This is a genomic window from Streptomyces sp. NPDC003456 (assembly GCF_042878735.1).
GTDB lineage: Bacteria > Actinomycetota > Actinomycetes > Streptomycetales > Streptomycetaceae > Streptomyces.
The window spans coordinates 115,660-128,501 of the sequence record NZ_JBIAOK010000007.1 but is presented as its reverse complement, the minus strand read 5'-3'; the positions used below and the strand labels follow the sequence as shown (position 1 = coordinate 128,501).

The following is a 12,842-nucleotide window of genomic DNA, read 5'->3' as shown; positions in this document are numbered from 1 at the left end:
TACGCTGCCCACTCCCGCCGCCTCCCACGCCCCGGGGCCCGCCTCACCCGTAGAGGTTCAGCTCCTCGGCCTCCACCCCGGCGAGTTCGAACCCCGCGCCGCCGGCCGGCCGTCCCGTGTACAGCCTGACGAGGGCCGGCCCGTCGCCGATGAACCGGCCCGGGGGCCGCTCCCCGCCGCTCCCGCCCAGCCGCAGCGGCTCGTCCAGGTCGTCGAGGTCGGCGTGCAGCGGCACATGGCCGCGCTCGCGGGTGAGGCGGGCGAGCAGTTCCAGCGCGTCGGTCAGCCCGGGCCCGCCGTACGCCCCCGGTTCGCCCAGCGCCTCGCGCACGTCCCCGGCGTGCACCCACTCCCCCAGCGCGAGGCCGTCCAGCTTCCCGCCGGCCCGGGCGATCACCGGCCCGGCCGCGGTCATCCCGCGCTCCAGTTCGTCCACGACCTCGGCGTCGCTCCAGCCGGACCGGGCGGCGATGTCCCGGTCGTTGGACTCGGGCGAGAACACGCCCGTTTCCAGCCGGCCCTCCGCCGCCCGGGTCAACGCGGCCGAGCAGTGGGCCAGTACGTCCCGCACCGTCCAGCCCGGGCACGCGGCGACCGGCCGGGCGAAGTCCTCGGCGGCCCGGCCCCGCAGCAGCGGGATCAGCGCGTCGCGTTCCGTGGCGAGCAGCCGCCCGGGCTGCTCGGGGTCCCGTACGTCGTGCACATCGGCAGGAGTCGTCATGAACCCCACGCCAGGGCCTGTCGTATGAATCTTGGCGCAGGGCATCGGCGGCACCTGTGAACGCCGGTGAGCGGGGCCTGGTGCGTGCAGCTGCAAGGCGGAGGGGGCGGTAGGTGCCCGGGCCGCCCGGGCGGGAGAATGCCCCCATGGCCGATCCCGAGATCCTGCGCGTCCGCTTCGTCCGTGCCCTGGAGGCGGCCCGGGGCCCGGCGGGCGGGCCGGACCCGGCGCCCTACGCCGACAACCTGCTCGCCCGCTGGCAGGAGCCCGCGCGCCGCTACCACACGGCGGAACACCTGACGGCGGTCCTGGACCGCGTCGACGAGCTGGAGCGGTACGCCCGGGACCCGGACGTGGTGCGGCTGGCCGCCTGGTTCCACGACGCGGTGTACCTGCCCGACCGCTCCGAGAACGAGGAGCGTTCGGCCCGGCTGGCCGAGCGGGCCCTGCGAGAGGCGGGTGTCCCGGACCGCAAGGTGGCCGAGGTGGCCCGCCTGGTCCGGCTCACCGTCACCCACGACCCGGCCGGCGACGACCCCGACGGGCAGGTGCTGTGCGACGCCGACCTGGCCGTCCTCGCCTCGCCGCCCTCGGCGTACGCCGCGTACACCGCCGCCGTCCGCGAGGAGTACCACTTCGTGCCGAACGCGGCCTTCCGCGCGGGCCGCGCCGCGATCCTGGGTCAACTCCTGGACCTGCCCAGGCTGTTCCGCACCCCGCACGGCGCGGCCGAGTGGGAGGCCACGGCCCGGTACAACCTGGCCTCCGAGCTGGAAATGCTGTCGCTGCCGGACGTGGATCCCTCGTAGCCTGCCCGCCATGTGGACAACGGGTGCGGAACAGGTGGAGCAGGCCGTCGCCGAGTGCGTGGCGCTGCTGGGGACGGTCACCGGCCGGGACTGGGAGGGCGTGCGGGCCGGGCGGCTGGAGTGGAGCTGCCGGCGGACCGCGGTGCACATCGCGGAGGACCTCATCGCGTACGCCGGGCAGTTGGCCGGGCGGGAGCAGGAGTCGTACACGCCGTTCGACCTCGTGCTGGAGGAGGGCGCCGGGAACGCGGACGCCCTGCGGGTGATCGGCACGACGGGGGCGCTGCTGGCCGCCGCGATCCGCACCGCGCCGCGCGAGGTGCGGGCCTTCCACCCCTACCCGTTCCGCAGCGCGAACCGCGAGGGCTTCGCCGCCATGGGCGTGGCCGAGGTGCTGCTGCACACGCACGACATCGCCGAGGGCCTGGAGCTGGCGTACGAACCGGCCCCGGAGCTGTGCGCGTTCGTGCTCACCCGGATCTTCCCGCACGTCGGGCCGGGCGAGACACCCTGGCGGACGCTGCTGTGGGCCACGGGACGCGGGGAGCTGCCCGGCCGGGCTCCGGTCACCGGCTGGCGCTGGAGCAACAACGCGGTCATCGGCACCGAGCGCCTCACCCTCGAGGGCGTCACCCCGGCGGCGGCCGCCGACCTGGCCGCGGTGGGCGACGGCGGTTTCGCGTGGATCGAGGGCGGCCCGATGGACGGCACCCGGGTGGGCGCCGGGCTGGTGCACAAGCAGTACGAGGAGGGGCTCCACCTGCCCGAGTGGGGCATGTACGTGCTGGTCCGCCGGGCGGACGGCCGGGCGCTGGGCGCCATGGGATTCCACGGCGTGCCGGACGGGTCGGGCCGGGTCGAGGTCGGCTACGACCTGGCCGGGGCCGCCCGCGGCCACGGCTACGCGACCGAGGCGCTGCGCGCGCTGTCGCGGTGGGCACTGGGCCGGCCGGAGGTGCGGACCGTCGTCGCGAACGTCGAGCGGGGCAACACGCCGTCGCAGAACGTGCTCGCGCGCGCCGGCTTCACCCAGGTCGCCGAGGACCCCGAGCACCTGGCCTACGAGCTGCGCGAACCCGGCGACGGGTAGCGGCCCTTGGGCCGGCGCAGCCCCGCCGCGTGCAGCAGCCGCACCACCTCGCGGCTGCGCACCTCCACCGCACCGGCGGCCACCGCGTCCGCGTACCGCTGGGCGGGGATGTCGTAGTGGTCGCGCTCGAAGGCGCGGCGGGGCACGCCCAGGCGCTCGGCGAAGGCGTGGAGTTCGTCGTAGGAGACGTCGCTGATCAGGTGGGACCACAGGCGGCCGTGGCCCGGCCAGGCCGGCGGGTCGATGTAGATCGTCACCCGGACCTCACGAGGACGCCGGACCGCCGAGGGCCTCGCCCAGCGACCCGACGGCGGCGACCTTCACCCCGGCCTCGCTGCACACCCAGTGCGGGTCGGGCCCCAACTCCGGCTCCACGTCCAGCGCGTGGGGCTGGCCGGTGCCGCACACCGGGCACAGGGGCCAGCGCCCGTACCGCTCCAGCAGGGCGTCCTGCACGTCCTGCGCGACCAGCCCGGCCACGTACCGCGCGCCCTCCGGCCACTGCTCGACCCACCAGCGCCGTTGCACGACGGACTCCTCGACCAGCGACACGACGTCGGCCTCGGCGACGCGTCCCGCGACGAGGTCGGCCAGCACGAGGGCGCGCGCGGCGTGCAGCGCCTGCTCCAGGGGGCTGATGGGTTCCATGCACCCATTGTGCGCACTCTTGACCGGGACGCCGCGCCGAAAATATCTTTCAGGGGTGACCCGTGACGTGAAGGAAATTTTCGCCCGGGACCGCGGCGGCCCCGGCGGCACGGCCGGTGCCCCGCCCGCCCCCGCGGCCCTGGCGGCCAAGGTCCGCACGCTGGGCCCGTCGATGACGCGCTCCATGCAGCGCGTCGCCGAGGCCGTCGCGGGTGATCCCGCCGGCTGCGCGGCGCTCACGGTCACCGGCCTCGCCGAGCTCACGGGCACCAGCGAGGCGACCGTCGTACGCACCGCCCGGCTGCTGGGCTATCCGGGTTACCGGGACCTGCGGCTGGCCCTGGCGGGGCTCGCCGCGCAGCAGCAGTCGGGCCGGGCCCCGGCCATCACCACGGACATCGCCGTCGACGACCCGATCGCCGACGTCGTCGCCAAGCTCGCCTACGACGAGCAGCAGACCCTCGCCGACACCGCGGCCGGCCTCGACACGGTCCAGCTCCAAGCGGCCGTCACCGCGCTCGCCGCGGCCCGGCGCACCGACGTCTACGGCGTCGGGGCGTCCGGCCTGGTGGCCCAGGACCTCACGCAGAAGCTGCTGCGCATAGGGCTGATGGCGCACGCGCACAGCGATCCGCACCTGGCCGTCACCAACGCCGTCCAACTGCGCGCGGGCGACGTCGCGATCGCCGTCACGCACTCCGGGTCGACGGGGGACGTCATCGAGCCGCTGCGGGTCGCCTTCGAGCGCGGCGCGACGACGGTGGCCGTCACCGGCCGCCCCGACGGCCCCGTCACGCAGTACGCCGATCACGTCCTGACCACCTCCACCGCCCGGGAGAGCGAGCTGCGTCCGGCGGCCATGTCGTCGCGGACCGGCCAGCTCCTCGTGGTGGACTGCCTGTTCGTGGGGGTGGCGCAGCGGACGTACGAGTCGGCGGCGCCGGCGCTCTCGGCGTCGTACGAGGCGCTGGCCCACCGGCACCGTTCCTGAGCCGGCCGCCCCGCCCAGCACCGGAAGCACACGGAAAGAGCCGTCCATGACCTCCGCCTCCGCATCCCGTGACGTCCGAGCCGAGTTGGCGGACCTGACCACCGAGGCCTTCCGGCCGGAGCTGGCCGGGATCGACCGGCTGCCCACACTCGACCTCGCGCGCCTGATGAACGGCGAGGACGCGACCGTGGCCGCGGCGGTCGCGGCGCGGCTGCCCGAGATCGCCGCCGCGATCGACGCCGTCGCCGGGCGCATGGCCCGCGGCGGCCGGCTCGTCTACGCCGGCGCGGGCACCGCGGGCCGGCTGGGCGTCCTGGACGCCTCGGAGTGCCCGCCGACGTTCAACACCGACCCCTCCCGCGTGGTCGGTCTGATCGCGGGCGGTCCGCAGGCCCTGGTGACCTCGGTCGAGGGCGCGGAGGACTCACCGGAACTGGCCCGGGCCGATCTGGAGCCGCTGAACCTGACCGCGGACGACACGGTGGTCGGCGTCTCGGCCTCCGGCCGCACCCCGTACGCGATCGGCGCGGTCGAGCACGCCCGGCGCCGGGGCGCTCTCACCGTCGGCCTGTCCTGCAACGCGGGCAGTCCCCTGGCGGCCGCCGCCGACCACGGCATCGAGGTCGTCGTCGGCCCGGAACTGCTTACCGGCTCCACCCGCCTGAAAGCCGGCACCGCGCAGAAGCTCGTCCTGAACATGCTGTCGACGATCACGATGATCCGCCTGGGCAAGACCTACGGGAACCTGATGGTCGACGTCCGCGCCTCCAACGACAAGCTCCGCGCCCGCTCCCACCGCATCGTCGCCCTCGCGACGGGCGCCGAGGACAAGGAGATCGAGGAGGCCCTCACCGCCACGGACGGCGAGGTGAAGAACGCGATCCTCACGATCCTGGCCGGTGTGGACGCCCCGACGGCGGCCCGTCTGCTGCGCGAGGCCGACGGCCACCTGCGGGCGGCCCTGGGAGCGCACTCCCCGGGCCGGCCGGAGGACGGCCGCCTCTGAGGGCGCCGCCCCGGCCCTCCTGACGGCCCGGCCGCGCGCCGGGCCGTCAGCGTCGGGAGCTCACGTGAGCAGCACCGTCGGGCCCGAGACCACCACGGCGACCCGCCGCTCCTCCTCCTGCTGCGGCTGGGCCCGCTCGGCCTCCGCCTTCGCCGCGAGGGCCTCGACCGCCGCGTCGAACCGCTGCATCGACGTCGGGTGGTCCGGGCCCAGGACGTACTCCTTGAGGACGCGGCGCTCGGAGGCCATCGGGTCGTGCCGGGGCTCGCGGACCGAGCGGAGGATCTCCGGCAGCCGGGTGCAGTCCCGGTCCAGGAGGTACGCGCCCCCGGCCGTGGTGTAGGCCGCCCGGAAGTCCGCGTCGGGCAGGTCGTGCGCGTTGGTCAGGACGTACGGCTTCAGGCTGGCCACGAAGTCCGCGACGACGGACGACACGTCGCTGACGAGCATGTCGGCCTGGTCGAAGCACTCGTACAGCGTCGGCAGCTGACCGGTGACCACCTCGTGCCTCACCGGCCCCCGGCTCGCCCAGAACAGGCGGTGCCACTCGGCGCGCAGCTCGTGCCACTCGGCCTCGCCGTCCGGCCCCGGGACCCGGGCCTCGCGCGTCTGCTGGGCGTCGTCGCCGCGCAGCCGCCCGGACAGTTCGGCGAGCCGGGCCGTGATCTCGTCCATGCGCGGCCGGGCCCCGGCGATCGCGGCCTGGGCCCGCTCGGCGTCCCGCCGCTCGTTGTCGGCGCGCAGCAGCTCCCGGACGGCCCGGTCCGCCTCGGCCGCCGCGGGCGAGCGCTTGCCGGTGAGGGGATGGGGCTTGTAGAGGACCCGGACGTTCTCGGCGACGAGCTTCTCGACCAGTGTCACGCCCATCGGGATCAGGGACGTGTGGCAGTCGTCGTCGCTCCAGCCCTCCCAGGTCGGCGCGTACAGCACGGTCGGCAGCGGCCCGGGCACGTGGTCGGCGTGCAGCCGGATCGACGACAGCTGGGGGCGGCCCACCTCGACGATCGCGGAGTCGCTGATGGCGTGCCGCACCCGCTGGTAGCGGTCGCGCCCGGCCCGGCCGGCCACCCAGATCTCGTCGTAGACCTTGCTCACGCGGTTGCTGCTGGCGAGCTTGTCGCTGTCGCCGTGCCCGATGAACACGTGCTTGGCCTCGGCGACGCGCAGCATGTGCACGTTCTTGCCCGCGTTGCCCGGGTAGAGGACGACCCGCAGCTCGGGCAGCTCCAGCAGCGCCACGTCGTCCGCCTTCGGCACGCACACGACGGGGATCCGGGTCCGGCTCAGGAAGCGGAACGAGGCGCGCTCGCGCAGGATGATCAGCGGCCGGCGGTCGAGCTGCTCCAGCGTCTCGATCCACATGTTGACCTGGTACATGAAGTCCCTGGAGACGGACGCGAAGCTGAAGTAGAGCGCCACCTCCGGCCGGTAGGCGGCCAGTTGCCGGTTCACCTCGCCGATGACCTCGTCCCGGCCGGGCATCCTGCGGGCCCGGCGCAGCTGCCCGAGCAGCGCCACCACGGCCGCCGCCGTCAGCCCGGCCGTCAGCGCGAAACCGGCCCCGGCGGCCTGCCACGCGCCCGCCGCGAGCGCGGCGAGCAGCCCCGCGTGGGCGGGCAGGTCCAGGTGCAGCAGCTTGCGCAGGAAGCGGCGGTACAGGAAGGCGGGCGGGGCCTGCGGGATGCCCGCCTCGCTCATGTCGAGGTTGCGCACCACCACGGGCAGCGAGCGCCGCCGCCGGATCGCGTGGTGCACGGCCGAGTAGAGGATCACCAGGGTGAAGTGCACGCTGAACACGGCCAGCGCGGCGACCAGGACGGAGTCCGGGGCGTCCATGCGCTCGGCCAGCGCGAGCAGCATCACCGTCCGCACGGCGAAGCGCAGGGTGCGGGTCAGCTGGAGCGCGGCCAGCCGCCGCACGAAGGCGGGGGCGCGGGCGTGCAGCACCTCGTCGGCCGCGTAGGTCACGAGCGAGGCGACGGCGAAGCCCCACAGCGACGGCAGCAGCGCGAAGACGGGCAGTGCGGCGAAACCGGCGGCGAACAGGGACACAAGCAGAAGGTCGGTCTTCCCGCGCACACGCAGGACACCGCACAGCCAACGGAACGTCATCGACAGGCTTTCTCTCAGGCAGACGTGGATTCCGGGGCGGCGTGCGGTGGGGCGGACGCCGGGGTGTATGCGCGATACGCCTGTTAGACGGTGATCAGGGGCGATTGGTTGTACACGTGTCGATCATTCGTACGCCACCCCAAGGCCACCATGACGACATCTCCGGGTCGACCTGCCGCGCGGCGCACGCGTTCCGCCCGCACCGGCCGTCCACGACGGCGCGGCCGGGATCCGTGCCGCCCCCTCCCGGCGCCGCCGGGAGCCGCACCGGCCGGCGGAGGACAATGGGCGCATGAACCACGCCCAGCTGACCGCACTCGGCCGTGCCCTCCGCCTGCTCGGGGAGCACGGGGAGGCCCTGACCGCCGACACCCCGGACGCCAAGCTGCACGAGGTCAAGGCGGATCTGCGGCGGGCCCTGGACCTGCTGGAGGAGAGCGTCTCCCACGCCGCTCCCAGCACCCGCTGCCCGGAGCACCCGAACGGGCCGGTCGACGAGGGCGCCCCCGACCTGTGCCTGCTGTGCGAGACCCGGCGCAGGGCCGCCCGCCGGGCGGAGTACAACGGACCCGCCCCGTACCAGCCGCAGACCGAGCCGGCCCAGTCCCGCTACGGGGTGCGCGCCGACCGCCCCCAGCCCCAGCAGCGCTGGCTGCCGGAGCTGTGGAACGGCCAGACCTGGCAGCTGTGCGGCACCCCGCGCCGGGACCGCCGCGAGGCCGAGCTGTACATCGCGGCCCAGCGCCGCGCGCCCCGGGCCGCCATGGCCTACCGCCTGGTCCACGAGTTCACCGACTACGAGGTGCTGCGCGTGTGGGGCACGCCCGTACGCGTCGACATCGAGCCGATGGGCAACCTTTAGAGGTCGTGGCCGCTCATAGCAGCGGCAGCGGCCGGAACTCGTGGTTCTCCCACAGGCGCCGGGCGGTCTCCTCGGGGTACGGCGCGACCACCGGCTGCGCGTCCAGCACCTGCACCAGCCGCTGCCCGTCGTAGGCCGGCCAGCCCGGGTCGCCCGTGCGGGCGAACGCCGACCAGGAGGAGCGGAAGCGGGCGGACAGCGCCAGGGCCTCGGCGGACGGCTCGGCGCCCGCGAAGAACAGGGCTCCCAGGTCCGCGTCGTAGGTGCCGAACAGCAGCGGGATGTCCAGGGCGTGGCAGGCGCCGAGCGCGCCGCCGTCGGCGGGTGCGGGCCAGGTCAGTTCGTAGACGTGCGCGGTGCCGCCGCCCGCGTGCTGGGCCTCGGCCAGGTGCAGGGACGGCATGGAGAACAGCCATTCCGTCTGCACGCGTTCGTACAGCTCCCGCGCGCGGGCGCCGGGGAAGGCAGCGCGGTAGGACTGCTCGCCGCCGGGCGCGAACAGGCGCAGGGCCGAGGCCGCCCGCTCCTCGTCCACCCCGCCCAGGTGCCCGGCCATGGCGAGGAAGAGGCGGTACTCCTCGCGGTTGTGCCCGACGACCAGACCCACGTCCCGGGCGGCTCCGGCGGCCAGGGCCCGCCAGGGGGTCTGCGGCAGGATGTCGCCGTCGACGACCGGGGCGAACGGCGTGACGGTGGGCGCCGCCTGGCCCCAGCGGTCCACGTACTGGGTCATCTTGGTGCTCAGCGTCTCGCCCGCCGTGGGCAGCCGGCGCGGGTCCACCGCCGACAGCTCCGCGACGGTGGGGCGCAGGCCCAGCTCCGCGGCGAGGGCGCGGCCCATGTCGGCGGCGAGCTCGGCGGAGAAGAACGTGCCCGGCACGCTCTGCGCGATGGCGCGGTGGAACAGTCCGGCGGCCCGCTCCATGGCGAGCAGCGAGGCGATCGAGCCCGCGCCGGCGGACTCGCCGAAGAGCGTGACCAGCCCCGGATCGCCGCCGAACGCCCCGATGTTGTCCCGCACCCACTCCAGGGCCGCGACCTGGTCGAGCAGGCCCCGGTTGGCGGGAGCACCCTCGACGGCGGCGAAACCCTCCATCCCGACGCGGTAGTTGAAGGTGACGACCACGACGTCGCCGTCGGCCGCGATGTGCCGGGCGTCGTAGCCGGGGCTGCCGGCGTGACCGAGCTTGTAGGCGCCGCCGTAGATCCACACCATGACCGGGCGGCGGGCGGCCGGGTCCGGGTCGGGCGTCCAGACGTTGACCGTGAGCCACTCGTCGCCCCCGGGCACGTCGATCAGGCCCGGGCCGGCCATCAGGCCGAGGTCCTGCGGGGGCGGCGGGCCGAAGGCGCGGGCCTCCCGCACGCCGTCCCAGGGCAGGGCGGGCCGGGGCGCCTGGAAGCGGGCCTCGCCGACCGGGGGCGCGGCGAAGGGGACGCCGCGGAAGACGGCGAGCCCCTCCTCCGTGCGGCCGCGGACCGCGCCGGCGGTGGTGCGCACCACCGGCCCGGGGCGGTCCGTCGTGGGGCGGGGCTCGGACGTCGTCATCTGGGTCTCCTCACGAAGTGCCGTCGGACAGGCGCGCGTTCAGTGTCCCTGGGCCGTCGCGAGGGGCTGCGGGCGCCCTGCGCCCGACCGCCTCAGCCGAGGGTCTTCAGGGCGGACGGGTCGTAGGGGGCGAGGGCGTCGAAGCGGCCGGAGAGCACCTTGCGGGCCCACTCGGGGTCCTGGAGCAGCGCGCGGCCGACGGCGACCATGTCGAACTCGTCGCGCTCCAAGCGATCGAGGAGGTTGTCGAGGTCGCCGACCTCGGCGCCCTCGCCCTGGAACGACTTGAGGAAGTCGGCGCCGTTCAGGCCGACCGAGCCGACGGTGATGGCGGGCTTGCCGGTGATCTTCTTGGTCCAGCCGGCGAGGTTCAGGTCGGAGTCGTCGAACTCGGGGACCCAGTAGCGGCGGGTGGAGGCGTGGAAGGCGTCGACGCCGGCGGCCGCGAGCGGGGTCAGGATCGACTCCAGCTCCTCGGGCGTCTCGGCGAGGCGGGCGCGGTAGGCCTCCTGCTTCCACTGCGAGTAGCGGAAGATGACGGGGAAGTCGGCCGAGACGCTCTCGCGGACGGCCGCGACGATCTCCGCGGCGAACGCGGCGCGCGCGACCCGGTCGCCGCCGTAGGCGTCGGTGCGGCGGTTGGTGCCCTCCCACAGGAACTGGTCGAGCAGGTAGCCGTGGGCGCCGTGCAGCTCCACGCCGTCGAAGCCGATGCGCTCGGCGGCCGCGGCGGCCTCGGCGAAGGCCCCGATGACGGCGTCGATGTCGGCCTGGGTCATGGCCTTGCCGGTGGGCTCGTCGGCGCCGATGCGCAGCCCGGAGGGGCCGACGGCGGGGGCGTCGGCGACGGGCGGCTCGCCCTGGTTGCGGACCATGCCGATGTGCCACAGCTGCGGCACGATCGTGCCGCCCGCGGCGTGCACCGCCTCGGCGACCTTCGCCCAGCCCGCGAGCTGCTCCTCGCCGTGGAAGCGCGGGACGCGGTCGCTCTGCCCGGCCGACTCGTGCCCGACGTAGGTGCCCTCGGTGACGATCAGGCCGACCCCGGCGGCGGCGCGGCGCGCGTAGTAGGAGACGACGTCCTCGCCGGGCACGCCGCCCGGGGAGAACATGCGGGTCATCGGGGCCATCGCGATCCGGTTCGGGACGGTCAGGCCGTTCAGCGTGACGGGCCGGGACAGGAGGTCGGCTGCGCGGGTGGCGGCGTCGGTCACGTGGGGCTCCTTCGGATACCGGACAGTATGCGTATACCGGTCAGTATGTGCATGCGCATAGGACGTTGGGTTCAACGGTCCGGCCCCGGCGCCCCATCCCGCGCCCCGGTGTGATCCCGCACACGCCCGAGGGCGGCACCCCCTGCCGGAACAGGAGGTGCCGCCCTCGGAAAGGACGTCGATCGACGGGGTCGATCAGAAGTCCATGTCACCGCCCGGCATGCCGCCGCCGGCCGGCGCGGCGGCCTTCTCCGGCTTGTCGGCGATGACGGCCTCGGTGGTGAGGAACAGCGCGGCGATGGAGGCGGCGTTCTGCAGCGCGGAACGGGTCACCTTCGCCGGGTCGATGATGCCCTCGGCGATCATGTCGACGTACTCACCGGTCGCGGCGTTCAGGCCGTGGCCGACGGTGAGGTTGCGGACCTTCTCCACGACGACGCCGCCCTCGAGACCACCGTTGACGGCGATCTGCTTCAGCGGGGCCTCCAGCGCGAGCTTCACGGCGTTGGCGCCGGTCGCCTCGTCACCGTCGAGCTCCAGCTTCTCGAAGACCTGGGAGGCCTGCAGCAGGGCCACGCCACCACCGGCGACGATGCCCTCCTCGACGGCCGCCTTGGCGTTGCGCACGGCGTCCTCGATGCGGTGCTTGCGCTCCTTGAGCTCCACCTCGGTGGCGGCACCGGCCTTGATGACCGCGACACCGCCGGCGAGCTTCGCCAGGCGCTCCTGCAACTTCTCGCGGTCGTAGTCCGAGTCGCTGTTCTCGATCTCGGCGCGGATCTGGTTCACGCGGCCCTGGACCTGGTCGGCCGAGCCGGCACCGTCGACGATGGTGGTCTCGTCCTTGGTGATGACGACCTTGCGGGCGCGGCCCAGCAGGTCGAGCGTGGCGTTCTCCAGCTTGAGGCCGACCTCCTCGGAGATCACCTCGCCGCCGGTGAGGATGCCGATGTCCTGCAGCATCGCCTTGCGGCGGTCGCCGAAGCCCGGGGCCTTGACGGCGACGGACTTGAAGGTGCCGCGGATCTTGTTGACGACCAGGGTCGACAGGGCCTCGCCCTCGACGTCCTCGGCGATGATCAGCAGCGGCTTGCCCGACTGCATGACCTTCTCCAGGAGCGGGAGCAGGTCCTTGACGTTCGAGATCTTCGAGTTGGCGATCAGGATGTACGGGTCGTCGAGGACGGCCTCCATACGCTCCATGTCGGTGGCGAAGTACGCCGAGATGTAGCCCTTGTCGAAGCGCATACCCTCGGTGAGCTCCAGCTCCAGACCGAAGGTCTGGGACTCCTCGACGGTGATGACGCCTTCCTTGCCGACCTTGTCCATCGCCTCGGCGATGAGCTCGCCGATCTGGGTGTCGGCGGCGGAGATGGAGGCCGTGGAGGCGATCTGCTCCTTGGTCTCCACGTCCTTGGCCTGCTCGAGCAGGGCGGCGGAGACAGCCTCGACGGCCTTCTCGATACCGCGCTTGAGCGCCATCGGGTTGGCACCGGCGGCCACGTTGCGCAGACCCTCGCGCACCAGGGCCTGGGCGAGGACGGTCGCCGTGGTCGTACCGTCACCGGCGACGTCGTCCGTCTTCTTGGCGACTTCCTTGACCAGCTCGGCGCCGATCTTCTCGTACGGGTCCTCGAGCTCGATCTCCTTGGCGATGGAGACGCCGTCGTTGGTGATCGTGGGCGCGCCCCACTTCTTCTCGAGGACGACGTTGCGGCCCTTGGGGCCGAGCGTCACCTTCACGGCGTCCGCGAGCTGGTTCATGCCGCGCTCGAGGCCGCGCCGCGCCTCCTCGTCGAACGCGATGATCTTGGCCATGTGAAGTGGTCCCTCCAGGACT

General features: G+C 74.0%; 12 protein-coding genes. 5 read left to right on the top strand and 7 right to left on the bottom strand.

The genetic code is table 11. The annotated features are described in order from the left end of the window. Positions 1 to 43 precede the first annotated feature (43 nt). Complete coding sequence (locus tag ACFYWG_RS28015; protein ID WP_389204052.1) at positions 44 to 721, bottom strand: maleylpyruvate isomerase family mycothiol-dependent enzyme; 678 nt, start codon at positions 719 to 721, stop codon at positions 44 to 46. 146 nt (positions 722 to 867) lie between these two features. On the opposite strand from ACFYWG_RS28015, the gene ACFYWG_RS28010 reads away from it, so the two are divergent. Further along, on the top strand, positions 868 to 1,530 hold the full coding sequence (locus ACFYWG_RS28010; protein ID WP_389204051.1) for a hypothetical protein: 663 nt from the start codon (positions 868 to 870) through the stop codon (positions 1,528 to 1,530). Positions 1,531 to 1,540: 10 nt separating this feature from the next. Continuing rightward, positions 1,541 to 2,620 carry a GNAT family N-acetyltransferase gene (locus ACFYWG_RS28005; protein WP_389204050.1) on the top strand — a complete coding sequence of 360 codons (1,080 nt, stop codon included), beginning with the start codon at positions 1,541 to 1,543 and terminating at the stop codon, positions 2,618 to 2,620. On the opposite strand, the gene ACFYWG_RS28000 is transcribed toward ACFYWG_RS28005, so the two are convergent. Together ACFYWG_RS28000 and ACFYWG_RS27995 are read right to left on the bottom strand one after the other, a co-directional pair. Then, on the bottom strand, positions 2,590 to 2,877 hold the full coding sequence (locus ACFYWG_RS28000; RefSeq protein WP_376327010.1) for a DUF4031 domain-containing protein: 288 nt from the start codon (positions 2,875 to 2,877) through the stop codon (positions 2,590 to 2,592). The genes ACFYWG_RS28005 and ACFYWG_RS28000 overlap by 31 nt on opposite strands. 7 nt (positions 2,878 to 2,884) lie before the next feature. Next, a complete protein-coding gene (locus ACFYWG_RS27995; RefSeq protein WP_376327012.1) occupies positions 2,885 to 3,268 on the bottom strand; it encodes a hypothetical protein in 384 nt (127 codons plus the stop codon). Between the two features lie 55 nt (positions 3,269 to 3,323). On the opposite strand from ACFYWG_RS27995, the gene ACFYWG_RS27990 reads away from it, so the two are divergent. Together ACFYWG_RS27990 and murQ are read left to right on the top strand one after the other, a co-directional pair. Beyond that, complete coding sequence (locus ACFYWG_RS27990; RefSeq protein WP_383503224.1) at positions 3,324 to 4,259, top strand: MurR/RpiR family transcriptional regulator; 936 nt, start codon at positions 3,324 to 3,326, stop codon at positions 4,257 to 4,259. A gap of 46 nt (positions 4,260 to 4,305) precedes the next feature. Then, positions 4,306 to 5,265 (top strand): N-acetylmuramic acid 6-phosphate etherase, encoded by a 960-nt coding sequence (gene murQ, locus ACFYWG_RS27985; protein WP_389204049.1) that lies wholly within the window; start codon positions 4,306 to 4,308, stop codon positions 5,263 to 5,265. A gap of 60 nt (positions 5,266 to 5,325) precedes the next feature. On the opposite strand, the gene ACFYWG_RS27980 is transcribed toward murQ, so the two are convergent. Next, the gene (locus ACFYWG_RS27980) at positions 5,326 to 7,377 is read right to left on the bottom strand and encodes a hypothetical protein (protein ID WP_389204048.1); all 2,052 of its coding nucleotides are present in this window, start codon (positions 7,375 to 7,377) and stop codon (positions 5,326 to 5,328) included. A gap of 292 nt (positions 7,378 to 7,669) precedes the next feature. Between ACFYWG_RS27980 and ACFYWG_RS27975 the strand changes: the two genes are divergently transcribed. Then, on the top strand, positions 7,670 to 8,239 hold the full coding sequence (locus ACFYWG_RS27975) for a hypothetical protein (protein ID WP_383503218.1): 570 nt from the start codon (positions 7,670 to 7,672) through the stop codon (positions 8,237 to 8,239). A gap of 13 nt (positions 8,240 to 8,252) precedes the next feature. Here ACFYWG_RS27975 and ACFYWG_RS27970 read toward each other — a convergent pair whose 3' ends face one another. The 3 genes from ACFYWG_RS27970 to groL all read right to left on the bottom strand — a co-directional run bounded on the left by ACFYWG_RS27970 (position 8,253) and on the right by groL (position 12,820). Then, positions 8,253 to 9,788, bottom strand: a complete 1,536-nt coding sequence (locus ACFYWG_RS27970; RefSeq protein WP_389204047.1) for a carboxylesterase/lipase family protein — start codon at positions 9,786 to 9,788, stop codon at positions 8,253 to 8,255. 92 nt (positions 9,789 to 9,880) lie between these two features. After that, a complete protein-coding gene (locus tag ACFYWG_RS27965; protein WP_383503214.1) occupies positions 9,881 to 11,002 on the bottom strand; it encodes an NADH:flavin oxidoreductase in 1,122 nt (373 codons plus the stop codon). A gap of 195 nt (positions 11,003 to 11,197) precedes the next feature. After that, the gene (gene groL, locus ACFYWG_RS27960; RefSeq protein WP_376327023.1) at positions 11,198 to 12,820 is read right to left on the bottom strand and encodes a chaperonin GroEL; all 1,623 of its coding nucleotides are present in this window, start codon (positions 12,818 to 12,820) and stop codon (positions 11,198 to 11,200) included. Between the last annotated feature and the right edge of the window lie 22 nt (positions 12,821 to 12,842).